Below are 24181 nucleotides of genomic sequence, written 5' to 3'. Positions count from 1 at the left end.
TTTTTCCTAGGTAAAAAAGAGAGTCAAATTTTACCTGCTTTATATCTACTATTAATAAGATTAAAATAAAATTAATAAAAAAATGGATTATAAGTTGCAAAGGTAAGAGTATGTTAAAATTATGTGTTAAATTGCTTGTAATTTTCACTGCTTTTCATGCTTCAGAAACGTTTGCTCATCCTGATGAACTATTTTCTAATGTAATTCCACCTGACAATACAAATGAAAAAGATGCAAAACAAAAAATAGAAATAGAAAATAAAAAATTTCAATCACTAGAAGCTTTTGCAAAGGTACTAAATTTACTTGAGGCAAATTATGTGGATCCAAAAGCAGTAAATCCTGATGTTTTAATTGAAAAAGCTTTAAAAGGAATGACATCAGAGTTAGATCCGCACACAACATATCTTACTGCAAAACAATATTCAGACTTTAGTTCTGATACAAGCGGTAAATTTGGAGGTATAGGAGTTGTTATTAATCCAGCAGGCGGTAAATTAGAAATAGTCGAAATTGTAGAAAATTCACCTGCGCAACGAGCTGGATTAAAAGCTGGAGATATTATTTATTCTGTAGGAAATGTAATAGTAAATCAAAAAACAATTGAAGAAGCTCTTAGTAAAATGCGCGGAATAGTTGGTAGTAGTATTACTATTGAATATTTTACACCTGATAAAAATGGGAAACAAGGGTTAATAAAAAAGGCAACTATTGAAAGAGAAGTTATTCGAAGTAACAGTGCTTCTATTGCAGAACTTTCTTCAGGTTATGCATATACAAAATTAACTATTTTTCAAGAGGATGCGTCTGAACAATTAGGAAAGTATATTAAAAATTTTGAAACAAAAAATAATGGGAAAATTAAGGGACTCATTTTGGATTTGCGGAATAATCCAGGAGGATTACTCGAACAAGCAGTTAAAGTAACAAATTTATTTATTGATTCGGGCATTATAGTTTCTACTGTAGGGAGAGATATCAATAAACCAGATGATGTTGAATATGCAATAAAAAGAAATACTTTATCAAGTTTTCCAATGATTGTTCTTGTAAATGAAGGTACCGCCAGTGCGAGTGAAATAGTTGCGGGTGCATTACAAGATAGGGAACGTGCAATAATTATGGGTACGCAAACGTTTGGGAAAGGAAGTGTGCAAAATATTATTCCTTTACCTAATGGGGGAGCATTAAAAATGACTATTGCTAGGTACTTCACTCCGAAAGGAAGAAGTATTCAAGCAAAAGGAATTACTCCAGATATCCCTCTCATTTCCCAATCAGTTCTTGGGAAAGTTCAACAGTTACAACAAAATGAGAGCCCGCAATTACGTTATCCCAGAAGAGAAGCTGATTTAGAGAAACATATCGAAGCAAAAGATCAAGATACTATTTCGCTCCAAAATAAACAAAATGAAAATGATATTGAAATAAGTAAATGGCCAAGCCAATTACGGGACGACTATCAAGTAAAAAGCGCTTACCTTTACCTAAAAAGTATGGGAAAATATGCTTTTAATCAAGATAATTTAAAATAAACTTATCTTTTTAATTCATCTGTCATATATCAGTCTTGAAGGATTATATCCTTAATTTATAAAGGCTTGAAAATGACACAATACATTATTATAGGTTCTGGTATATTGGGATTGTCAGTTGCCGAATATTTAACTAGAAATTTAATCTCTCCGAAAGAGATAAAAATTATTTCAAATGAAAACGAAAAATCAGGTTCTTATGCAGCGGCTGCTAATTTAGCAACTAAAGGACAGCTATTTGCTAGAGATCCGCATTTTAGATTAAAACTAGAAAGTAAAGTAATTTATAAAAATTGGTTGCAATCATTAATAAAAGAATTGAATGCTTCTGAGTTTCAAGTAAATAAAATTTATAATGAAGGAAAAGGAATAGACTATTTTTCTAATTCCTTTGAAATGTTTGAACATTATAAAAGAGTAAAGCAAACAGATGTAGAACTTAATAAACGAAATTTACCTTTAACCAGTATTCAAGCAAAGAATAACACAATTATATATGAGAATGAAGCTTGGGTAGATGGAAAAAAATTGTTACTATTACTAAGAAATGTACTGGAAAAAAGATCTGTAAATATCGAAAAAAATGATTTTAATCTTTCTTATTATAAAGATATTATAAGAAAATCTCATTGTAAAAATATTATATTTTGTGTTGGCGCATGGACTAAGCCATTATTAAATGAATTACAATTTGAATTACCTCTAGAACTTGCTAAAGAAAGATTAACAATAGGTTCTACATTTGAAGGAGAAAAATTATTTCATTTAAATGAGTATTCGCTAGTAGAAAAAGTTTCATTGGTAACAAAAGATAAAATTACTTTAAGTGGTAATAGTTTTATTAATTATATTTCATCTTCTACAGCTAAAATAAATAATTTAAATGATATTGGTAATAATGATAGGTTGTATGAAAAAAATATAAAATTTTTAAATTTTCTCCAAAATTTATTTATTGATTTTCCTCATAATATTTCAAATATTAAACTTTTAAAACAAATTGATGGTTATCGTGTTGGATTTGGACATTCTGAAATTGTTTTAACAGAATTAGTTTCAAAAAATGACAACATAAAAAAATTTATTTGTGCAGGAGCTCATAAAAGCGGTTTTTTATTTGCTCCAGTAATTGGTGAAAGAATGCAAAAAATGCTCTTTGAAAAATAAGTAAATAGGTTATTTTGTAATTAACTCCTTTAAATATTAAGGAATATTATGAAATATTATTTTTCTTTTTTAAAAAATATTTGTTATTTATTTTTAAATTTCTATGTAGTTGAAGCTTTTGCTCAAGATCCTATCTCAGATTTTAAGTCGATACCTCCAGAATATAAACAGCAGGCTCAAACAAGTATGCAAGAAATTCCTATGCAAGTAGCTCCATTACAAGGAAGTGGGGTTCAAAGAGTAGGAAGTGTGCCAATACCTGTAACAAATCAGTCTTTAGAACTTATGAATGCTCCTGCTGTAACACTGCAAAGACCGCAGGGAATTGCTGTTCAACCAGTTCCAATGAGTCCAAGAAAATTACCTTATGAATCTACTTACATGACAGGTCGAATCATCTACTTAAATGGGGTAAATATAAACTCAATAAAAAACCAAGATTTAGAAAATGTAAATGTGAGAATTGATGGCAGTGGGAATATTTATATCGATGCTCCTCACTACGATATTTCAGTTGAACAAAGCTATCATCCTTTGATGCCTGGTGAATTGCCGAAATTCCAAAAAACAGAGTTCATTGATCCTAATTTACCAAAAGGGACTTATTCAAAAGAAACTGGAAAATCAGTGAATAAAGATGAACGTCAGTCTCCTTTGCTGCCTAAAGGATTTTCTACAAAAGTACCAATACAAGAGCAAGCACCTATTAAAGAAAAATCTTCAGCACAAGGAATGGATAATGAAGATAATAAAATGAATGGTGTTGAAAACAGTAGTTTGAATAAAGATATGTCTAAAGAAAAAGCTGAAAAAAACGAATAATTGTATATAATTATTAATATATTACCATTTTTTATGGTATAATTTCTTGTTTGACATAATAAAATTTTTAAAATAAAGTTCTAAATTCAATAACCTTTAGGTTATTATTCCGCTATCTATAGGTATACAATTTGTGAAATTTCTTAACTTTCGTGAAAATAAAAATACATCAGGAATTATTGCTGCGTTATGTTGTGTTGCTGCTACTGGTATTGGTTTTGGTTTATCTCTGCCTTTACTATCAATCATAATGAAAAATATGGGATATTCTTCTTCAATAATTGGGCTAAATACTGCTATGCCAGCCTTAGCAGCTATGTTACTTTCACCATTATTTGTAAAATATTTAGAAAAATATGGATTAAAAGTTTTTATTTTCTTTTGTGTTGTAGTTTCTCTTTTATCATTCATTAGTTTTTATTTTACGCAAGTTTTATTGTTTTGGTTTTTGTTAAGATTTATTTTTGGAGCTTGTCTAGATGCAATCTTTGTTGCAAGTGAAACATGGATAGCTGAATTATCAAATGATCAAATTCGCGGAAGAATCATGGGTATTTTTTCTTCTTGTTTAAGCATTGGATATTTTACTGGCGCGGGTATTTTAACTATTACAGGGTCGCAAGGACTCACTCCTTTTATCGTAGGGTCTTTTTTTCTTGCTCTAGTTTTAGTACCATTATTTATTGCAAAAAATAAAATTCCAAATATTACGTCTGAAGAAAAAACTCCTTTAATTCCTATTATTCTTTCCACTCCAGTAGCTATGTTTGCCGCAGTTGTCTATGGATATTTAGAAACTTCAGCATTTAATTTGCTCCCAATATTTGGTGAAAAAAATGGACTAACTGAAAGAGTTTCTGTTTCTTTATTAATTTCTGTTGGTTTAGGACAAGCTTGTTTGCAATATTTTATAGGAGCTATTGCTGATAAATATGGGTCTTTAAAGTCATTATTAGTATGTGTTATTTTAGGAGTTTTAGGAGCTATAGGTATAAAAATATTTATTTTGCAGCCTATTGTGTTATATGTTATTTTGTTTTTTTGGGGAGCTTGTATCTCAGGATTTTATACACTAGCTTTAATTATTGTTGGAAATAAATATCAAGGAAGCAGTTTAGCTGGAGGAAACTCAGCAATTGTTGCGATGTTTGGCTTAGGTTCATTAATTGGTCCTCCAATTGTTGGAGTAAGTATGCTTTATTCTGATAGCAATGGATTCTTTTTGGCGATTTTATTTCCAGTAGCAGTTTATGGTATTGAATTAAGTAGAAGTATTTTCATGAAAAAGAGGCTTAGTTGAAATTTAGCATTTACTTTGTTTTATTAAAATTATTTAAAAGCTATCAAAAATGTGTTGGTATTACTACACATGGTGTTAGAGCTGTAATTTTAAATAAAAAGAATGAAGTCTTGCTTGTCAAACATACTTATACCGCTGGCTGGCATTTTCCTGGCGGTGGTGTTGATAAAGGAGAATCCCCAAGACAAGCAATTGTTCGTGAATTAAAAGAAGAGGTAGCTGTAACTCCTATAAATTCACCCCAAATTATAGATTGTTATTTAAATTTTTATCTTGGAGTTCATGATATAGTTACATTATATATTATAAAAGAATTTCAAATAGAAGAATTTAAGCGGAATAAAGAAATTGCGGAAGCAAAGTGGTTTCCAATAACAGAACTTCCTTTAGATGTCTCTAAAGCAACAAAAAAGCGGGTTGCTGAGATATTTTTAGGCCAAAAAAAAGTTGATGAACGTTGGTAATAATATTGTTAAATTATTAATTTATAAAAGGATTTTTACTATGAAAAAAATTTTGTTTTTACTACCATTTCTTCTAGCTTCTTGTGAAAGTATCGATAAAAGACAATCTGATAATGTTTCATTAAAACCTTGGATTGGCAAAAATATTGCAGAAGTTTTAAAGCATCCAAAATATGGAACACCAGACTCAAAAGAGAAAGTTGGGAAGAATGATATCATTTCTTATCGCCAATTTTTTTCTGCCGATCGAACTGCTACAAATAAAGATTTACGCATGAATTTTCTTTGCAAAAGATCTTTTGTATTTGATTCACACGATATTATAATTGATGTTCTTGAAGAAGGAACTTGTGAAAATACTCCTGCAAATTTACCTATATCTAGTAAGTAAAGATTTTGAAATTATTGTAAAATGGAAACTACTATAGCAGATAATATTATTCATAAATTGAATAAAATGTTACTAATTCTTTCAGCAAACTGTAATTCACAGTTAAAGATAAAGCCATTAAAAGAAGATAGTACTCAAGTAGACTATTTTTTATCTTTTCCTTTAGAGGCAAGAGAAGAAATGGCAAATTTACTGGAAATAAGTTTGAAAACTTTGCATAGAATATATGAAAATCCAATTAAAATTTTAGATGACTATAAAGTTGTTAAAAAAATGGGGGATTTTTTTAACAAAAGTTATCCTGAAATTATTTGCACATTTTTTAATGTACAGCATTCTGATTTTAATGATGATCCAAATATTTCAGTGTTTTTAAAAGAAATACAACTAATTGATAAAGAACTTTCTATTGAAGCAAGAAGAGAATTAGTTAGATTATTAGTTCTTATTAGGAAAATGAAAATATCAGTGCATGATTTTTCAATAATTGCTAGACAAATGATTTATAAAAAATGCTTTGTTGATGATAATTTAAATAGAATTAGAAATTTAATAGACAATTTTTAATTTAGGAAGATGATTTTTTCATATTAATCATTTCATTTATTTCTAAATATGACATAGGTCTTTTTTGAAAAAATAAATCAATTTTTAATTTCATAAATTGTGGTATGCCTTTTTGTATTTTTTCATTAAAACCAGTACATAAAATTATTTTCCCTTTAAACTTTTCTTCTTCATTTTCAATACCTCCTATTAAATTAGAATTAATAAAATTTACACCATTACCAAAATCGAAGTCACTAATTATAGCATCAACTTTTGATAAAAAATAATTACCATTCATTCTTTCTTCATCTATATGACAAAAAAATTCATCAGGATTTCGAAAAAATATAATGTGGGCATCGGTCATTTTTAACTTCCAACCATGCCAAATTAATTCATTATCTTCTATTAATATAACCAATGGCTTTTCACTTAGTTCATCTATTTTATTTTTAATATTTTCTTCAATAATATCATTTTTTAATAAAATTTTCTTTTGAATTATCATTTTATCTTCTGCAGCCTTAATTTCAAATGAAAAGCAAGTTTTAGAAGTTGAAAGTAATTTTAAATAGCTACCATTTTTTTTCAATATTTCCTTTAAATTCTTAAGCGCAATTCCATGTCCGTCTGTTTTATTTGTAAAGCCGTTTAAAATTTTTGAACGTAATTCTCTAGGTATTGGTAATCCATCATTAGAAATGTCTACCAAAATTGTTTTTTTGAAATTATGATACCAGTTTTGAACTATATTTACTTCAATATTTTTTGCTTGAACACTTGAATGAACAGCATTTTTTAATATCGTATTAAAAGCGATAAATAGCTTACTTCTGTCAAATCTAGCCTTATTTTTTATATTAATATTACAAGTTAGTAAAATATTTGTATTACCAATATTTTTCCATACTTCATCTAAAACCTCTAATGGATTTATATTTTCTATGCGGACTTTTCTTAATATAATTTGTGCTACATTATTATGATGCAAAGCAGCAGTTATTGAAGCTTTTAAATCTAACGGAAATTTTAAGACATTTTCTTGATTTACTAGTTCATGTTCAATCATATTTTTGATATTTTCTAATGTACTAGATTCTATTTTTCTGGCAGTATTTACTGCAACTTTTCTTTTTAAAATTGATAAAGGTAAAATAACTATAAATAGAAGAAGCATGAAAACTAAGACATTTAAAATTGTAAATACTTCAAAAAATGAAGTACTATCTTTGAATACTTTATAGTCTAATGCTTTTTTATAGAATTTTAAAGTGTATTTTTTTTGTTGAAACACTTTGTCATTTGAAATTTTATAAGAATAAATAGGAAATGAAACACCAATAATGAGCCAGTCATTATATATAAAAATTGAATTCAATTTTTTGAAAACATCATTCAAAAATATAGAATTTTTTGTTTTTGTTTCAGCTATAGAAGAGGCATTTGTTTGCCAAATTGGAAAACGGTTTCCTTCACATTTTACGCAGTCCCATATTTCCGCAGCAAAAAAGTTATTTTTTTCAACTTTTTCATAAATGTAAATTGATGAAGAAACTTCTATAAGCCGTCTGTATGCTTCCAGCGAATAATTATTTTGCATTAAGTATTCTGTGTAACCAAAGGTAGATAAGTAGTAGTCTTTTAGTTGATGATTAATTACTGCGATATCAATTATCACTAAAATAAAAGAAATTATAAAAGAGATAATTATCCAGTAAATTACATATATTTTTTTATTTATATTTTTTAATTTCTTTTTCCACATGCAGTTTATTTTTATTTGTTTAATTTCAATTCCCAAACTAAAACCTTAATAGGATTATATTGATTTCCAAATGAAGAAATTCTTTTTTTTCTGTATAAAAAAGAAATTCTAACTTGAAATACTACTACCATAATTTGATTTTCAGTAAAATACTGACTCAGATGTCTGGTAAAAATAGGGCTTTTACTCAAATTTTTAGTAGCTTCTTCATATAATTTATCCAACTGCGGATCGTTTGGATAGATATTATCAAAAAATGATCCTTGTTTAAAAAATGCAAAATTTGAGTTTGGATCTGTTTTAGAAGTATCAAACCCGCTCCACCATAAAACGTTTTTATCATCTTTTTTAAATTTGGTGTAATTCATGTCCGTGTTTATAAAATGAATAAGTATACCAACTTCTTTTAATTGTTCTTTTATCTCTTGGATATAAGGTTCTTCGTTTAAATCTCTACTTGTAGGCCAAAAAGTATGAACTTCAAATATTTTATCTTTCCAAAGATGTTCGGGTATTGTTTTTAATAAAGACTTAGCTATTTCAATATCTTTTTTCTGAACAGGAATTTCTGCTCTATAGTTCTTCTGCCAACCAGATGCAGGAAGTAACTGATCATCAGCTACAAATTCACCATAAGGAGAAGATTTTGAGATTTTTTGTCTATCCAACGCAAGAGAAATTGCTTTTCTAAAATTTTTATTTGCCCCTAATTCAGTTTTAAAATTAAATAAAAATCCTGCACTTGAATAAATATCCGGAAATATAATGTGTCCATCAAAATTAGGATTTTGTTTATTTAGGCCTATGTAACCTTTTATGTCACCAATATCTCTTTGATCAAAAATGAATCTGATAAATTTTGGAATGTCATCTTTGTCACTTACACGCTCAACAACAAATACATAATTATGCAAATCTACTTTAACAACCTTATATTTTCCAAATCCTACTGGATAATGCTTCCAGTTTAGATACGAATCATCAAATTCTTCTACAGGCACTATTGGTAAATAACCAGTTGAAACCTTTTGAAAAAAATGACTATTTTCATTTTTTAAATTAAAAATAATATTGTATTTATCTTTAACTTTTATTCCTGAAATTAGTCCACTTGGATAGTTTAAGTGATTATCTATCAGTAATTTTTTTATATTTTCTTTTTTTAAGTTATCAATTCCTACAAGGTCATCCAGAATTGTTTTTGCAAAATTATCATTATTGAAGGTAAGTAATTGTCTGATGAATGAAAACTCAATATCGTAAGCAGTAACTTCTCTTTCATTATGAAAATAAATGCCTTTCTTTAAATTAGCATAACAAATTTTCCCATCGCAAAAAAATTTTTCTAATAGAGAATTACTATCAGTAGATTCATTAAAGGTTCCATTGAAAGAAACTAAATTACCGTGGACAGCTGATGAGAAGGATTCAACCACATATGTAGAGGTATCTACCTGTTTCCAAGGAATTTGCGGTTGATCCGACAAATTTATCGTTATTGTTTGATCATCAGGGTAGACTCCAGAATCTTCATATATTTGACTTTTTAATTTTTTATTAACAGCTAAAATTATTGCAATTAAAATAAGAAATATAAAAATTACTGATAATTTATTTTTGTCGCTAGTCATATGAGTTTCTTATATTATAGTGAAAGAAGATTGATGAGCGTGTCATAACCTTTGTACGAAGCATATCTAATGCATTTGTGTAGTTATGTCACGCAGATGAATATCTAAAAAAATAATTTTACCTGCAAAATATCTAAAAAATATGTAATTTTATTGTTTGAGTTTTAATTCCCATAAAGCAAATCGAATGCCATTGTATTGATTTCCTAAACTTACAATTTTATGTGGGTTAAATGAAAGGGACATCCGCTGGTTCATTACAACAGTCATAAAATTTTTATCCGCAAAATATTTGCTCATTTGTTGGGTAAGATAAGGTTTTTCTAAATAATGTTTTGTTGATTGTTCATACATTGAATTAAAAATGCGATCATTAGGTTGTTCATAGGTAAAATATGAGCCCTTAATAAAATGCCCAAAAGTTGCATTTGGATCAAAACTGACAAAGCTAATTCCAAAGCCTGTAAACCAAAGAGTATTTTTATCACCTTTGACAAATTTATCATATTCAATATTCGTATCTAAAAACTTAACTTTTAGGCCAAGCTCTTCTAGTTGTTTATGCATTTCTTTAATATATGGTAAAGAATATATGTGCTTAACATCTTCCCAGTAAGTTGGAATTTCAAAAATTTTATTTTGCCATAAATGTTTAGGTACTTTTGCAAGATACTCTTTGGCTTTTTTCAAGTTTTGTTTTTGAATAGATCTCGGGAAACGATAAGTCATTTGCCAATCTGAGTTGCTTAACAGCTGATCCTCTGGAAAAATTTCATTGATATGGGATGCTTTTGCAATTTTGTATCTATCTAAAGCAAAAGATATTGCTTTGCGAAAGTTTTCATTTCTGCCTAATTCGGTTTGGTAGTTATATAAAAATCCTCCGTTGGAATAAAAATTTGATAAAACTAAAATATGATCATCTTTTGGTAGTTGCCGTAAAGGATTTCCTAAAAGCATGTTAATATCACCATTTACTGTATCACTAAAAAACAAAAAAATTTTATCAGGAATTTTTTCAGTTTTATCATATTTTTCTAATAAATATTCACTTTTTTCAATATCTGCATGGGTTACCTTGTATTTACCAAATCCTATTGGATACTGTTTCCAAGTTTCATAATCAGCCTGTAATTCTTCAATAGGTACTATTGGTAAACGACCTTGAGATATTTTATGAAAGAAGTATTTATTAAAATGCTTGAGTTTTATTTGCAGTTTAGTTGCACTAATAACTTTAATTCCACTAATTAAATTTGTTGGATAACTAATTTCAGAATACTGTATCCATTTAAGATTCTTGAAATTAATTTTATTTATTCCTTCAACATCATTTAGTATTGGAAGGGTAAAACTTTCTGCTTTGTCTTTTAAAATCTGTTTAATTAAAGAAAACTCAACATCGTAAGCATTGACTTTCCGCTTATTATGAAAAAAAATATTGTTTTTTAATTCTAAGTAACAGACTAATTGTTCACAGTAATATTTATCTAGTAAGGTATTTTGGTTGGAATTATCTATTGAGCCGAAGGAATGAACGCTTGTCAAGCTACCATGAACCGCCGCAACAAAGGTTTCATTTACTTGGATGGGTGCTTGTTTTAGATCCCAGGGAATTTGCCTAACTTCACCTAAATTAACAGAAACTGTTTCTAATTCTTTTCTATCTTCAGGATGTGTTTGAAAAAAAAACAAATAGAACAGAAAAAAAATAGCTCCTAAAAGGACAATTAATTTTACAGAGTTTCTTCGAAGGTAAAAAAATACTTGGTGCATTATTACTCTTAGTTAAAGTTAAAAATACAATCATAAAGAGTTTTATTTGTAGCTGATCAGTTGCTTATTGTCACTAAAAATAAATTTAAATTATAAGCTTACCATAATTAAAAAAACTCAATTTCGCTTAAGGTAAGCGAACAATTTTCTATTTGCTTACCCAATGACTTAACTGTTTTAGGATTGTAAGAGTAATGAAAGTAAGTATTAAATAGGACAGTCATATATTCTTGTTCTTTAAAATACTTGCTTAGTATTTGTAAATAGTGGGGATCTGTTTGATATGTTTGAAAGGCTTTTTCAATTAAATGTGCTAAAGTAGGGTCACTAGGTTGCTCATATTCAAAATAAGAACTATCAACAAAGTGAAGAAAATTTTTCAACAAATTATTTTTATCTAATGCAAAACCAGTAAACCACAAATGATTATTATCATTTTTTATAAATTTATCATAGTTTAAATTAGTTTCTAAAAACTCAATTTGCAGTCCAATGGTTTTTAGTTGATGTTTTATCATTTGCAGGTAAGGAATGGTTTGAATATTTTTATAATCTAATATTGTTGGAACTTGTAGCACTTTATTCTGCCATAAATTTTTTGGAACCATATTTAAAAAATGAAGGGCTTTTTCATAACTATGGTTGTTTTCTTCAAATTCTGATTGTTTACTTAACAGAAATTTTTTTGGGATAAAATAATTTTCAGGAACTATTTCTTGTTTGAAAGCTTTTTTGGCGAGCTCACATCTATTAATCGCATAAGATATGGCCTTGCGAAAATTTATATTACAACCTAATTGGGATTGATAGTTATATAAAAATCCATTATTAGCATAAAAATATGGTTTTTTAATATTAATAAAGTTCGTTAATTTATTCTGCAATCTGTAACGATATAGAACGTATATGTCTGCTATATTTTTATCATGAAACTGCAGTTGGATAAAATGTGGTGTTTTTCCGTTGCTAGGAGAAATTTTTTTTAATATATATTCACTCTTTGTATGATTATAGGAATGTACCTGATATTCACCGTAACCAATGGGGGTCTGTTTCCAAGTATAATCGTTTGGATTTAGTTCTTCGATTGGAACAATAGGAAGTCTTGGGTTATTTAAATTATTCAATAGATAGTAATCGGGACAATGTAAACTAATAGCAAGTGTATAAGGATCGATCACTTTAATGCCAGAAATAAAATTGCTTGGATACCAAATTTGCTTATACTCAGTATAACAAATATTTGCTAAATTTAGTTGCTCTATCCCTTGTACTGCCTGCATTAAGTTTTTAGTAAAACTGTGCTTGGGATAATTTAGCAAGTCTTTGTAGAAAGAAAATTCAACATCATAGGCATTTACTTCTCGTTCGTTATGAAAAAAAATTCCTTTTTTTAAGTATAAAATTAACTTGTTATTTTTATACTGAGCTTTTTCTATCAAAAATTTTTTTGAATTTGTATGTTCAAACAAACTTCCATGAACTGCATTGTGAAATGTAGATAGGACATGCCAAGATGCTTTTTCAATATCCCAAGGAATTTGGGGAATATCTGATAGATTTATTTTTAGCATTTTTGAGGGGCAAAGGGAATTAGCGTTAGAAAAGGAACTTTTTAGTACCCAAGGGTAAAAAATTCCTTTTGCAAAATTAGTTAGAAATTTCCTTTTATTTAATTTAAAATTTTGCATAGAGGCCTCAAAGCACATAAAAAAGCCATAAACATTAAAATGATTACAGCAAAAAACATTTTGTATATTTAAATTATTTAGATAATTATGTCATCTATTACTAAAAAATATTAGTTTATCAAACTATTGCTCCGCATTTTGATTTCCCAAACAGCAAAGCGTGTTCCGTTGTATTGGTTGCCAAGGCTGATGACTACCCTAGGGTCATAGGAAAGTGACATGCGCTGGACAAAAAGAACAACCATAATAGACTCATCAAAAAAATAATTGCCAAGTATTTTTGTTGGCTTTGTATTTAATGGATCTTTGTTGTTTACGGCATTTTGGTAGAGGGTTTCATAAAGTGGGTTATTTGGATGTTCATTTTTGAAATAGCTTCCTTTTCTAAAGTAACTAAATAATTTATGAGGGTCTTTATTGGCAAAGGAAAACCCTGTAAAACAAAAGACCCTGGTATCTCCTGTGTTAAATTTTTCAAACCTTTCATCGGAATTTAAAAAGTCAACATGCAATCCAACTGCAGCGAGTTGCTTTTTAATTTCAACAATATATGGCAGTGTATAAATTTCTTTAACATCTTCCCAATAAACGGGAATTTCAAACCGCTTATTTTGCCAAAGATGTTTTGGTACTTTAGCTAAGTATTGTTTTGCTAGTTCTATATTTTGGGATTGTAAGGGTAAATCTGGACGGTATTCTTTAAAATTAACTGAATTGGGAAGCAATTGATCTTCTGGGAACAATTCATTAAAATACGAAGCCCTGGCAATTATATTTCTATCAAGAGCATAAGAAATTGCTTTGCGAAAATAAAAATTACTGCCAAGCTCAGTTGTATGATTAAATAAAAATCCGCCATTTGAATAGGGGTTTGAAAAGACCAGGCGGTGTTCATATTCTTCGTTACCGCGATGTGGGCCGCCAAGTAATAATTTTATGTCACCTTGTTGATCGGCGGTGAAAATTAATTTTACTTTATTTGGGATATTTTCTTTATACGAAACTTTTTGCAGATAATATTCATGTTTTGCTAAATCAACATTAGTAACTTTATATTTTCCAAAACCAACCGGAAATTGTTTCCAGGTAAGATGATCTTCCTTCAGTGTTTCTATTGGTACTATTGGTAATTTGCCATCGCTAATTCTAGCAAAGAAAAAATTATTTTCTCTTTTTAAGTGAAATTCAATTTCAAATTCATTTTTAACGATAATTCCTTTGACATTGCCAGAGGGATACCGATTTCCATCGATTTTGATATATTTTAAATAATTAAATGCTATGGAATTGATACCTTCAATATCATCTAAAATAGATTCAGCATAATTTTCTTCTGGGTCAGCTAATATTTCTCTTATAAGTGAGTATTCCACATCATAGGCGGTAACTGTTCGTCCGTTATGAAATTCCATGTTCCGTTTTAAAATAGCTTTGCAAATTAATTTTTCACAACTATAACTTTCAAGCAAAACATTTTGATTTGAGGGCTCTTTTTGATCTCTAAAATAGTAGGGAGCTAAACTACCGTGGACTGCTGCGGTAAAGGTTTCTATTACATGAACTGCGGCTTTTTTAACATCCCAAGGAATTTGGGGAATTTCAGCCATATTTACTGTCAGTTCATGACCATCATCTGTGTAAACTTCACCGGAAGCATATGCTTGCGTCTTTTTATAGACTTGCACTGATACGGGAATGACAATAGTAATAAAAACAAAAATAACAAAAATAACAAGAAGTTTTTTTGTGTTAGGCATATCGTATCCAATATTTAAAGTTTAATTTTCCAAAAATTCAATTTAAAGTAAGTTCTCAATTTTATATGAGATATTATTTTTCACATATTTTTTAGAAAATTTCAATAAAATTTATAAATTGTTTAGTAAAAAATAAAAATAGATGAAACTTTTTTATGCAAATTTATTTCACATATGGTTTCTCACAAATAAAATTATAATTTGCCTGTTAATTTAATTTTTTTTAGATATTTTTGCATAGATAATTTTTAGTGTAGCTGTCTGTATGGTATGCCAAGTTTAACTCGTTGTTTGATTTCAGTTTTTATATTTTTATAAATTAAATTTGCCATTTCTTTATCATCATTACACTCTTGACTGGTTGGATAATATTCGTTGCGACATTCAAATTTAAAGTAGTCAAGAAAGTAATTTAGTTGAAAAGTTGTCAAACTTTTAATCGAATATATTGGATCAGAATATATCTTACTCAATAAGTATTCCACTTATTTTCTCCTTAATAATAGATGTCAATTTTGTTTATAAATTATTATAACAAATGATCTTAAGAAACGAAATATAAAATATGAATAAAAAGCGTCTTATTAAATGAGACGTTCTTATCAAGTTACTGTGTCTAATAAATGGTAGTTAATTACATATCAAGAAAACATAACTGTAAAAGTATCTTTGCAGACAAAACTGTCTGCTTTTTAATTGGGTATTTAATTATTTTTATTTTGTGTTCAACTTGTTAAAAAGAATAAAGGAAATTTTGCCAGAAATTTTAATTTGAAAAGAGTTCTTTCAAAATTTTTAGGGATAGGTCTACTATTACAGTATCAAATGATTGCTCACCAGAAACGACTTGATCAGCTTTTGTTTTTCCAGGCTCAACATAAATATTGTGCATTGGACTAACGGAATGATTGAATTGTTTATGCACAGATTCAGGTGTTCTTCCTCGTTCCCGCACGTCACGTTTGAGTCTGCGTTCAAATCTTACTTTTTCTGAAGCATCGATAAAAACCTTATGATTTATTCTTTTTTCAATATCTGAATCAGAAAATAAAAGAACTCCTTCTAAAACAACAATAGGTTTAGGAGATGCATATTGATTTCCTAGTAATCTACTGTGTTTAGCAAAGTCATAGAGAGGTAAATTAACATCTTTCCCGAGCATAAGATCGTCTAAATGCGCGGCTAACAAAGGGAACTCTATAATATCTGGATGGTCAAAATTAACGTCAGCCCTTTGTTCAAAGGGAAGATGGCTTAAGTCTTTGTAATAGGCATCTTGACTGATGTGCAAAACGTTATCATGGCCTAAATACTTTACAAGTTGTTTACAAAATGTAGTTTTTCCGCTGCCAGAGCCCCCACAAACACCAATCACATAGGGCTGATTCCATTGGCGATCAAATATGTTAATTTTTCCTTTTGCTTCTCGTACTTTATACTCAAGCGAGTGTAACTTATAAGCATGTTTTTGCCACATATTTTGACATCCTGATAGTAATTCTTTTCAAAACAGCAAAGCATTAGCTCTTATTCTTTCGCATTGCAAGTATCTTTGTAAATTCTTGCAAAATCATACGTAATAAATACACTAACGCTTTGTAATCTGCTATCGAGCTCTTCATATACAGGATTTTAATCTATGATAAAGCCCTATTATTCTTTGAATAATCTTTCACCTATCTGTTTCTCCAAAGTTGAGGTCGGTGGAGGTTCGCATATTCTTGGAGGTGTTTCTTTTACAAAAATTCCTCGAGTTTTAATCGCAAAATGTGGACTAGATGGTCATGATAGAGGTGCAAAATATATCGCCAAAGCTCTCCGCGACGCTGGTATGGAAGTTATTTATACAGGTGTTCGTCAATCAACTGAAGATGTAGCTCAAACCGCTATTCAGGAAGATGTTGATATTGTTGGCTTGTCTTTGCTTTCAGGCGCGCATAAAACTCTTTTTCCCAAATTAATTGAAGCTTTAAAAGAAAAGGGAGGGGGCGACATTCCTGTATTTGGTGGTGGAGTGATACCTGCTGAGGATATTCCTTTTTTAATATCAGTGGGAGTTAAGGCAATTTTTACTCCAGGAACAAAAGTGCAAGATGTAATCCTTGAAATAAAAAAAATACTTGAAGGGTAACTAAAATGACAATGAGTACGGAAAAAGCAATTTTGAAGCTGAAAGAGGAACGGAACAAGGCATTTATTGGTGGAGGGCAGAAAAGAATCGATGCTCAACACGAAAAAGGAAAAATGACCGCACGCGAAAGAATTCAAGAGCTTCTTGATAGTAATTCTTTTGTAGAACTAGATGCATTTGTTACTCATAATTGCGATCAATTTGAAATGCAAAAACAAAAATTTTTAGGTGATGGCGTTGTCACCGGCTATGGATTTATCGCTGGTCGCCCTGTATATGTTTTTGCCCAAGATTTCACTGTTTTTGGTGGTTCTTTAGGTGCGATGCATGCAAAAAAAATCTGTAAAGTAATGGATCTTGCTTTGCAAAATGGTGCTCCGGTAATTGGTTTAAATGATAGTGGTGGAGCACGCATTCAAGAAGGAGTTTCCAGTTTAGGTGGATATGCAGATATCTTTTATAGGAACACCATAGCAAGTGGAGTTATTCCACAAATTAGTGCAATTTTAGGACCATGTGCAGGTGGTGCAGTTTACTCTCCAGCTATTACCGATTTCATAATAATGACCCAAACCTCTTCACATATGTTTATTACAGGGCCAGATGTTATAAAAACGGTAACTGGTGAAGACGTTGATTTTGAATCATTGGGTGGAGCAGATACGCATCATTCGAAAAGTGGTGTAGCCGATGCTGCTTGCGCAGATGAATATGAAACCATTGCATTTGTGAAAAAATTAATTTCCTATCTTCCGCAAAATAATTTGGAAGCACCGCCTGTACATAATTGTAGTGATGCAGCGGATAGAGCAGATTTAGAATTAAATTCAATTATTCCAGACAATCCAAATCAGCCATATAATATGCGAGAAATTATTAAACGAGTTTGTGATTTGGATTCTTTCTTAGAGTTGCAACCTAATTATGCAAAAAATATGATTATAGGTTTTGCTCGGTTACAAGGTCAATCAGTCGGGATTGTTGCAAATGATCCTATGAATCTAGCTGGAGTATTAGATATTAATGCAAGCATAAAAGCAGCTCGTTTTGTTCGTTTTTGCGACGCATTTAATATTCCTTTAATAGTTTTTACTGATGTTCCAGGCTTTCTACCTGGAACAGAGCAGGAATGGCGTGGGATTATTAAACATGGTGCTAAGTTACTTTATGCATTTTGTGAAGCTACAGTTCCTAGATTTACAGTGATTACAAGAAAAGCATATGGTGGCGCATATGATGTTATGAACTCTAAACATATTGGTGCTGATTATAATATTGCATGGCCAAGCGCAGAAATTGCAGTCATGGGACCAGAAGGTGCATGCAATATTATATTCAAAAATGATATTGCGAAATCAACTAATCCTGAGAAAAAAAGACAGGAATTAATTCAAAACTATCGGGATACTTTTGCAAATCCGTACGTCACTGCACAGCAAGGTTTTATAGACGATGTAATTGAACCTAAATTAACAAGAAAATTATTAATTCAAGCTCTAACTTTAAATAAACAAAAACGAAAAGAATTACCAAAAAGAAAACACGGCAATATTCCTTTATAATTAAAATATAATTCAGGATGGGATTTTAAAATGTTTAATGATCAATATTTACCATTAATACATAAGCCATTTAAAAAAGTACTTATCGCCAACAGAGGTGAAATTGGTGTGCGTATTATTCGAGCTTGTCGTGATTTAGGTTTGTCACCTTTAGCTGTTTATTCATCGGCAGATCTTCATTCTAGACACGTTGCTTTAGCCGATGCAGCTTGTTGGATTGGCAATGCGCCGAGTAATGAAAGTTATTTAAATATCCAAAATATTTTAAATGCAGCAAAAGAGCTTGAAGCTGAAGCTATACATCCAGGTTTTGGTTTTTTATCAGAAAGTGCAGAATTTGCAAATGAAGTTTTAAAAGCAGGTTTAGTTTGGATAGGCCCCTCACCTGCATCTATCCATGCTATGGGTGATAAAACATTAGCGAAAAGAAAAGTAACAGAAGCAGGGGTTCCATGTAGTCCTGGCAAAAATGAGCCATTAAAAGATTTAAAAGATCTCCAAGATACTGCACATCAAGTAGGATATCCACTTATTTTAAAAGCCGCAGCAGGCGGTGGTGGAAAAGGAATGCGTGTTGTTCGCAAGGATGAAGAACTTGCGCAAGCTTTTGAAGCCTGCCAAAGGGAAGCTCTTAGTTACTTTGGCAATGCAGATGTTTTTTGTGAGCGATATATAGAACATCCAAGACATGTTGAATTTCAAGTTTTAGCAGATTCTCATGGAAATATTGTTCATTTATTTGAACGAGATTGTACTATTCAAAGAAGGCATCAAAAATTAATTGAAGAAGCCCCTTCGAGTTACATTAGTGATGAAACAAGAAAAAAAATGGGCGAAATTGCAGTCAGAGCTGCTCAAAGTGTTGGTTATGTAAATGCAGGAACAATTGAATTTATATTAGAATCTCCAACAAAATTTTATTTTATGGAAATGAATACAAGAATTCAAGTTGAACATCCAGTAACAGAAATAGTAACAGGTGTTGATTTATTACAAATGCAAATAAAAATAGCTATGGGTGATAAATTACCTTTTGCCCAAAAAGATCTTTTTATTCGTGGGTGGGCTATAGAAGCAAGAATTAATTCGGAAGATCCTTTTAATAATTTTCGTCCTGATCCAGGAACAATAAAAGATCTTGAGTTTCCTTCTGGCCCAGGAGTAAGAGTAGATTCACATATTTATCCAGGTTATAAAATACCTGAATTTTATGATTCCATGATTGCTAAATTAATAGTCTATGGAACAGATCGCAATGATGCATTAAATAAAATGGCAAGAGCATTGAGTGAATTTCAAATAGAAGGTATTCAAACAACAATTCCATTTCATCAAGCATTAATTGAATTTCCAAATTTTCGTGAAGGTAACTATACAACCCGCTTTATTGAAGAAAATGATAAATTACTTGAAAACTCAGAACAATTACATGCTATATTAACAAAAGAAGAAGCTGCTGTTGTTGCAATTAAAGTTACTGACCAAAAAGCAAAATTAGAAGCAAAAGTAAATGTGCTTCCAGAAGTAACGTCTGCATGGTCAAATGCTTTTCGTTTAGAAAGTACAAGAAGATAATTAGGAGTATTATTTTATGAAAATTCATGTGCAAAAAACTAAAGGAAAAGAAGAATTTATCATTGATGTCCCAGCTTCTATTGACTTCATGCATTTAGCAAAAGGAGAATATTTCTCCCTCTATATCCAAAATAATTTGGGACAATTTATTGAAGAAAAATGTACTTTTTTAGCTGATGGAAGAAGTATTTTAATAGGAAATAAAATAGTTCGTGTAAATAATAATTTTATAGAAAAAAAAGGTGAACATTACAGATTTGGTATTAAAAGTAACAACTATATTCAGCAAAAAAATTATCTAGCAAATGTAATAAAACCTGTTCAATCAAGAACAAATTTAACAAATATTCTTGGTGGAGAATTAAAATCGCCTATGACTGGAAAGATTGTTTCCGTGTTAGTTTCTGAACAATCTGTTGTCAAAGAAGGAGATGCTTTAGTTATTATTGAAGCAATGAAAATGGAAAATAGAATTGTTGCTGAATGTGATGGGACAATATCTAAAATAAAAATTAGTAAAGGAAACAGTGTTTCTGTTGGAGATTTTCTTTTATATTTGTCCCCTACAAATCAAGGTTAATTGAATGAAGATAAAACAATCCATTGATATTAATACTATTGTAAATTCTTTAATAGGAAAATTTTGTCTTGAAAATGTTGATCAATGGAATTCTCAAATTAGAGCTTTAAGTAAAGCTATTACATTTGTAGAAAATGATCCTTTGCTCGCTCCTAAGCTTTTAGCACACCCAAATTTATCTACAAATGCCACAATGCAAGCAAGAATTATAGGAATTACGGGACTGCCAGGAGCTGGAAAATCAACTCTAACTAATTTAATTGTAAAAGAATTAAGAAAATTAGGGAAAAAGGTTGCTATTTTTGCAGTAGATCCCTCCTCATCATTAACAGGCGGAGCTATTCTTGGTGATAGAGTTAGAATGCATGAACATTTTCGTGATCCTCATGTTTTTATCCGTTCTATGGGTTCGCGTGGAGCGCTCGGAGGTGTTGCGCGCGCCACTCGTAGCGCTATTCGTTTAGCATCTGTTTTAAATTTTGATTATATTTTGGTTGAAACTGTTGGGATTGGTCAAAGTGAAAGTGAAATTACTAGCTTAGCAGACTCTACGGTTCTAGTATTAATGCCCAATAGTGGCGACGAAATTCAATTAATGAAATCGGGTATTTTACAATTAGCAAATATTTACGTTGTAAATAAATGTGATTTGGCAGATTCCTCAAGAATGATTCAAGAATTGATGGAAAATACAGCTCCAAATGAAGAAAATCAATGGCATCCTCCAGTACTAAAAACTTCAGCAGCTAAGAATGAAGGAATTTCGGAACTAGTAAACTCATTTTTTCAGCATGAAGAATATGAAAAAAACAGTCATATTGGACAAGAACTAAGAACTTTACGACTCCGAAACGAAGTTCTACAAAATATTTTAATATTAGCAGAGGAAGTTTTTCGAGAAAAAGTTAAGCAAATTAATGATGTAGAGATAGAAAAATTATCGCTAGGAAAAACAACTGCCATGTCTATAGCAAGTGAACTTTTTCAGAAAGAAATAAAATAGGAATATGTTATGCATATAAAAAGAATTAATCATTTAGGAATAGTTCCCAAAGATTTAGCTCAAGCTAAAAAATTTTTTAATGAAATTTTACACTTGAATAATGAAGGCACAGAAGTTGTGGCGGAACAAAAAGTAGCTGTCGAGTTTTTAAGATGTGAATTTTCAAGATTAGAACTACTTTCTCCTACTGCGGATGACAGTCCAATTGCAAAATTTTTAGAGACCAGAGGTGCAGGCATTCAACATATTGCCTTTGAGGTGCAGAATCTAGACAATTGGATAGAATATTTGAAAAAAAATAATATTCGGCTTATTGATGAAAAGCCCAGGTATGGTGCACATAATACTCGAATTGTATTTGTGCATCCCCATGCTACGGGAGGAGTGCTTGTCGAATTAGTCGAGGAGCAAGCCGCAATTTAATTTTAGACTAACATTTAAAGAAGAAATTTTATTTATGCCAATTCAAAAGCTTTATGTTTCAATTTTAAGTTTTTTCTTTCTTTTTACAGTAGTATCATGCCGAACTGTACCAATTTCTGAACAATCTCAAGAAGAAGGAATAACTCGCATTCGTGATGAATTTGAAGATAAAAATTGGTCTGATGTTGTTTCAAATGTAGATGAATATAAAGCTCGTTATCCTTATTCCAAAAATTTACCAGAAGCAGAACTAATGCAAGCAAATGCCTACTATTTATCTGGTAAATATCCAGAAGCCATTGCTGCTTACGAAGACTTCGCGCGTAGGAATCCAATCGATAAAAATGTTTCATTTGTTCAATATAGAATTGCAAATTCTAATGATTTGCAAGCTTCGGAAGAAATTGATAGAGAGCAGGTTTCAGCTCGAAAAGCAATTATAAAATACAGTTTTTATGTAAAAAATTATCCGAATGCTGAATATATTCCAGAAGCTACTGAAAGAATTAAGGTGCTAACAAGACGCTTGGCTGAACATGAAATGTTTATTGCGCGTTTTTATTGGAGGAAAGACTTATATTCAGCAGCATTAAATAGATATTTAGAAATTTTAACGAAATTTCCACAATATGATGATCTTAAATTAGAAGCGAAAGAAAGAGCAGCTGTTTGTTATGAAGAAATGGCAGATTTTCTAGAAGAAAATCCAGATTCAGATCAATATGCTGTCATTAAAAATGTTAAGCCAAATGATTTACGGCAAAAAGCAAAAGAAATACTATCTATAAAGTAACATTACATTCAAATAAAAAAGAAGGTAATTATGAAAATTCTTCATACTTCTGACTGGCATTTAGGGGCTACTTTTGAAGGTATCGGACGTGAAGAAGATCATAAATATTTTTTAAGTTGGTTGATCCCATTTTTAAAGGAACAAGAAATTGTAGTCCTTATTATCTCTGGTGATCTTTTTGATCAATCCCAACCCTCCGCAGAAGCTCAGAAAATTTACTATCAATTTCTTTTGTCTGTATCGCAAAATACTAAGGTACAAAAAGTAATTATAGTAGGTGGAAATCATGATTCCCCAACAAGGCTTGATGCGCCCGCTGAGCTCTTAAAACTTCTTGATGTTTTTATTGTAGGAGGAATTTCGTTTGAAGGAAAAAATCTAGATCGATATTTATGTCCTATTAAAAACGCCGAAAATGTTGTGGAGTTGGTTGTTGTCGCAGTTCCATTTATTCATGAATATAAGCTAGGCATAAGAACTTCTTTTCAAAATGAAAATGAAATATATTCTCTCTTTAAAGAAAAAATACAAAAATTTTATTTTGACTTAGCTGAAGCTGCTGAAAATATAGCGCATGGTGCTCCTATTGTTGCAACTGGCCATATGGCGTGTTGTGGCAGCGAGCTAGATGATGCTCCACAAGAAATACATATGATAGGTACAATGGGAGGACTTCCCTCTACAATTTTCGATTCGAGATTTTCTTATATAGCTTTAGGTCATATACATAGGGCATATCGAGTAGAGCAATCAAATGCATATTACAGTGGGTCACCAATTCCATTATCAATTAAAGAATCAAATTTTCCTAGATATGTTCAGATTATCTCTTATGAAAAAGGTTCTAAAGCAAAAACCGTGCAAAAATTTGAAGTTCCTGTATTCAGAAAAATAATAGAAGTAAAATCAAATTTAGAAGAAATAAATAATGTTTTACTAAATATTTCTTGGCAAACACCAATGTCGCCTATTTTGGCTATTACAGTGCAAGTAAACGGATACCGCTCAGGTTTAGATTTAGAACTAAAAAATTTATTAAGCAATAAATTCCAAGAAAATTCTCCTCTGATAGCTTATGTCAGACAAGTTCCAGCTAAATCTGAAAATGTAATTGCAAAAAATAACGAAACATTTTCTTTAAAAGAGTTAACTGCTGAGCAGGTTTTTTTAAAAATGTGTGACACATATAATGAAATAGTAGACGAAAATTTATTGCAAGCTTTTCGTAGTTTATTAAATGAAGAAAATATTTAATTTATTTAATAA

At 30.2% G+C, this 24181-nt stretch carries 22 protein-coding genes; 15 read left to right on the top strand and 7 right to left on the bottom strand.

Annotation, left to right across the window (positions count from 1 at the left end; translation table 11 throughout):
- Positions 1-110: 110 nt before the first annotated feature.
- The 7 genes from QEJ31_RS05285 to QEJ31_RS05255 all read left to right on the top strand — a co-directional run bounded on the left by QEJ31_RS05285 (position 111) and on the right by QEJ31_RS05255 (position 6246).
- Complete coding sequence (locus QEJ31_RS05285; protein WP_280592737.1) at positions 111-1535, top strand: S41 family peptidase; 1425 nt, start codon at positions 111-113, stop codon at positions 1533-1535.
- A 72-nt stretch (positions 1536-1607) separates the two neighbouring features.
- Positions 1608-2702, top strand: coding sequence for an FAD-dependent oxidoreductase (locus QEJ31_RS05280; protein WP_280592736.1), 1095 nt, complete (start codon positions 1608-1610; stop codon positions 2700-2702).
- 48 nt (positions 2703-2750) lie between these two features.
- The gene (locus QEJ31_RS05275) at positions 2751-3524 is read left to right on the top strand and encodes a hypothetical protein (RefSeq protein WP_280592735.1); all 774 of its coding nucleotides are present in this window, start codon (positions 2751-2753) and stop codon (positions 3522-3524) included.
- Positions 3525-3657: 133 nt separating this feature from the next.
- Positions 3658-4824 (top strand): MFS transporter, encoded by a 1167-nt coding sequence (locus QEJ31_RS05270; protein WP_280592734.1) that lies wholly within the window; start codon positions 3658-3660, stop codon positions 4822-4824.
- Positions 4821-5288 carry an NUDIX domain-containing protein gene (locus tag QEJ31_RS05265; protein WP_280592733.1) on the top strand — a complete coding sequence of 156 codons (468 nt, stop codon included), beginning with the start codon at positions 4821-4823 and terminating at the stop codon, positions 5286-5288. Before QEJ31_RS05270 ends, QEJ31_RS05265 begins: the two co-directional genes overlap by 4 nt.
- 40 nt (positions 5289-5328) lie before the next feature.
- Positions 5329-5679, top strand: a complete 351-nt coding sequence (locus QEJ31_RS05260; RefSeq protein ID WP_280592732.1) for a hypothetical protein — start codon at positions 5329-5331, stop codon at positions 5677-5679.
- 21 nt (positions 5680-5700) lie between these two features.
- Positions 5701-6246, top strand: coding sequence for a hypothetical protein (locus QEJ31_RS05255; RefSeq protein ID WP_280592731.1), 546 nt, complete (start codon positions 5701-5703; stop codon positions 6244-6246).
- 1 nt (position 6247) lies between these two features.
- On the opposite strand, the gene QEJ31_RS05250 is transcribed toward QEJ31_RS05255, so the two are convergent.
- From QEJ31_RS05250 to udk, 7 genes are all read right to left on the bottom strand, one after another.
- Complete coding sequence (locus tag QEJ31_RS05250) at positions 6248-8029, bottom strand: ATP-binding protein (protein WP_280592730.1); 1782 nt, start codon at positions 8027-8029, stop codon at positions 6248-6250.
- Complete coding sequence (locus QEJ31_RS05245) at positions 8005-9624, bottom strand: ABC transporter substrate-binding protein (protein WP_280592729.1); 1620 nt, start codon at positions 9622-9624, stop codon at positions 8005-8007. Before QEJ31_RS05245 ends, QEJ31_RS05250 begins: the two co-directional genes overlap by 25 nt.
- 150 nt (positions 9625-9774) lie before the next feature.
- Positions 9775-11400: an ABC transporter substrate-binding protein gene (locus tag QEJ31_RS05240; protein ID WP_280592728.1), complete on the bottom strand. Its 1626-nt coding sequence runs from the start codon at positions 11398-11400 to the stop codon at positions 9775-9777.
- Positions 11401-11507: 107 nt separating this feature from the next.
- Positions 11508-13091, bottom strand: a complete 1584-nt coding sequence (locus QEJ31_RS05235; protein ID WP_280592727.1) for an ABC transporter substrate-binding protein — start codon at positions 13089-13091, stop codon at positions 11508-11510.
- A gap of 110 nt (positions 13092-13201) precedes the next feature.
- The gene (locus QEJ31_RS05230) at positions 13202-14848 is read right to left on the bottom strand and encodes an ABC transporter substrate-binding protein (protein WP_280592726.1); all 1647 of its coding nucleotides are present in this window, start codon (positions 14846-14848) and stop codon (positions 13202-13204) included.
- Between the two features lie 248 nt (positions 14849-15096).
- Positions 15097-15333 (bottom strand): hypothetical protein, encoded by a 237-nt coding sequence (locus QEJ31_RS05225; protein ID WP_280592725.1) that lies wholly within the window; start codon positions 15331-15333, stop codon positions 15097-15099.
- 281 nt (positions 15334-15614) lie between these two features.
- A complete protein-coding gene (udk, locus tag QEJ31_RS05220) occupies positions 15615-16325 on the bottom strand; it encodes a uridine kinase (RefSeq protein ID WP_280592724.1) in 711 nt (236 codons plus the stop codon).
- A 162-nt stretch (positions 16326-16487) separates the two neighbouring features.
- Between udk and QEJ31_RS05215 the strand changes: the two genes are divergently transcribed.
- Genes QEJ31_RS05215 through sbcD form a run of 8 tightly spaced genes read left to right on the top strand, consistent with a single transcriptional unit; the run spans position 16488 to position 24169 of the window.
- Positions 16488-16979, top strand: coding sequence for a cobalamin B12-binding domain-containing protein (locus QEJ31_RS05215; RefSeq protein WP_280592723.1), 492 nt, complete (start codon positions 16488-16490; stop codon positions 16977-16979).
- 11 nt (positions 16980-16990) lie between these two features.
- A complete protein-coding gene (locus tag QEJ31_RS05210; RefSeq protein WP_348524549.1) occupies positions 16991-18541 on the top strand; it encodes an acyl-CoA carboxylase subunit beta in 1551 nt (516 codons plus the stop codon).
- Positions 18542-18571: 30 nt separating this feature from the next.
- Positions 18572-20116: an acetyl-CoA carboxylase biotin carboxylase subunit gene (gene accC, locus QEJ31_RS05205; RefSeq protein WP_280592721.1), complete on the top strand. Its 1545-nt coding sequence runs from the start codon at positions 18572-18574 to the stop codon at positions 20114-20116.
- 16 nt (positions 20117-20132) lie between these two features.
- Positions 20133-20696, top strand: a complete 564-nt coding sequence (locus tag QEJ31_RS05200; RefSeq protein WP_280592720.1) for an acetyl-CoA carboxylase biotin carboxyl carrier protein subunit — start codon at positions 20133-20135, stop codon at positions 20694-20696.
- A gap of 4 nt (positions 20697-20700) precedes the next feature.
- Positions 20701-21699, top strand: a complete 999-nt coding sequence (meaB, locus tag QEJ31_RS05195; RefSeq protein ID WP_280592719.1) for a methylmalonyl Co-A mutase-associated GTPase MeaB — start codon at positions 20701-20703, stop codon at positions 21697-21699.
- A 9-nt stretch (positions 21700-21708) separates the two neighbouring features.
- Positions 21709-22122 (top strand): methylmalonyl-CoA epimerase, encoded by a 414-nt coding sequence (mce, locus tag QEJ31_RS05190; protein WP_280592718.1) that lies wholly within the window; start codon positions 21709-21711, stop codon positions 22120-22122.
- A gap of 34 nt (positions 22123-22156) precedes the next feature.
- A complete protein-coding gene (gene bamD, locus QEJ31_RS05185; protein ID WP_280592717.1) occupies positions 22157-22915 on the top strand; it encodes an outer membrane protein assembly factor BamD in 759 nt (252 codons plus the stop codon).
- Between the two features lie 30 nt (positions 22916-22945).
- On the top strand, positions 22946-24169 hold the full coding sequence (gene sbcD, locus QEJ31_RS05180; RefSeq protein ID WP_280592716.1) for an exonuclease subunit SbcD: 1224 nt from the start codon (positions 22946-22948) through the stop codon (positions 24167-24169).
- Positions 24170-24181: the final 12 nt, after the last annotated feature.

Source organism: Pigmentibacter sp. JX0631 (assembly GCF_029873255.1).
Classification (GTDB): domain Bacteria; phylum Bdellovibrionota_B; class Oligoflexia; order Silvanigrellales; family Silvanigrellaceae; genus Silvanigrella.
The sequence above is the reverse complement of the archived record's forward strand: the minus strand, read 5'-3'. Positions and strand labels throughout refer to the sequence as shown.

Excerpts from the sequence above, each read along its gene's own strand:
- QEJ31_RS05285 (WP_280592737.1), top strand. The coding sequence starts at position 111 with ATGTTAAAATTATGTGTTAAATTGCTTGTAATTTTCACTGCTTTTCAT.
- QEJ31_RS05280 (WP_280592736.1), top strand. The coding sequence starts at position 1,608 with ATGACACAATACATTATTATAGGTTCTGGTATATTGGGATTGTCAGTT.
- QEJ31_RS05275 (WP_280592735.1), top strand. The coding sequence starts at position 2,751 with ATGAAATATTATTTTTCTTTTTTAAAAAATATTTGTTATTTATTTTTA.
- QEJ31_RS05260 (WP_280592732.1), top strand. The coding sequence starts at position 5,329 with ATGAAAAAAATTTTGTTTTTACTACCATTTCTTCTAGCTTCTTGTGAA.
- QEJ31_RS05255 (WP_280592731.1), top strand. The coding sequence starts at position 5,701 with ATGGAAACTACTATAGCAGATAATATTATTCATAAATTGAATAAAATG.
- QEJ31_RS05245 (WP_280592729.1), bottom strand. The coding sequence starts at position 9,624 with ATGACTAGCGACAAAAATAAATTATCAGTAATTTTTATATTTCTTATT.
- QEJ31_RS05240 (WP_280592728.1), bottom strand. The coding sequence starts at position 11,400 with ATGCACCAAGTATTTTTTTACCTTCGAAGAAACTCTGTAAAATTAATT.
- QEJ31_RS05235 (WP_280592727.1), bottom strand. The coding sequence starts at position 13,091 with ATGCAAAATTTTAAATTAAATAAAAGGAAATTTCTAACTAATTTTGCA.
- QEJ31_RS05230 (WP_280592726.1), bottom strand. The coding sequence starts at position 14,848 with ATGCCTAACACAAAAAAACTTCTTGTTATTTTTGTTATTTTTGTTTTT.
- udk (WP_280592724.1), bottom strand. The coding sequence starts at position 16,325 with ATGTGGCAAAAACATGCTTATAAGTTACACTCGCTTGAGTATAAAGTA.
- QEJ31_RS05215 (WP_280592723.1), top strand. The coding sequence starts at position 16,488 with ATGATAAAGCCCTATTATTCTTTGAATAATCTTTCACCTATCTGTTTC.
- QEJ31_RS05210 (WP_348524549.1), top strand. The coding sequence starts at position 16,991 with ATGAGTACGGAAAAAGCAATTTTGAAGCTGAAAGAGGAACGGAACAAG.
- accC (WP_280592721.1), top strand. The coding sequence starts at position 18,572 with ATGTTTAATGATCAATATTTACCATTAATACATAAGCCATTTAAAAAA.
- QEJ31_RS05200 (WP_280592720.1), top strand. The coding sequence starts at position 20,133 with ATGAAAATTCATGTGCAAAAAACTAAAGGAAAAGAAGAATTTATCATT.
- meaB (WP_280592719.1), top strand. The coding sequence starts at position 20,701 with ATGAAGATAAAACAATCCATTGATATTAATACTATTGTAAATTCTTTA.
- mce (WP_280592718.1), top strand. The coding sequence starts at position 21,709 with ATGCATATAAAAAGAATTAATCATTTAGGAATAGTTCCCAAAGATTTA.
- bamD (WP_280592717.1), top strand. The coding sequence starts at position 22,157 with ATGCCAATTCAAAAGCTTTATGTTTCAATTTTAAGTTTTTTCTTTCTT.
- sbcD (WP_280592716.1), top strand. The coding sequence starts at position 22,946 with ATGAAAATTCTTCATACTTCTGACTGGCATTTAGGGGCTACTTTTGAA.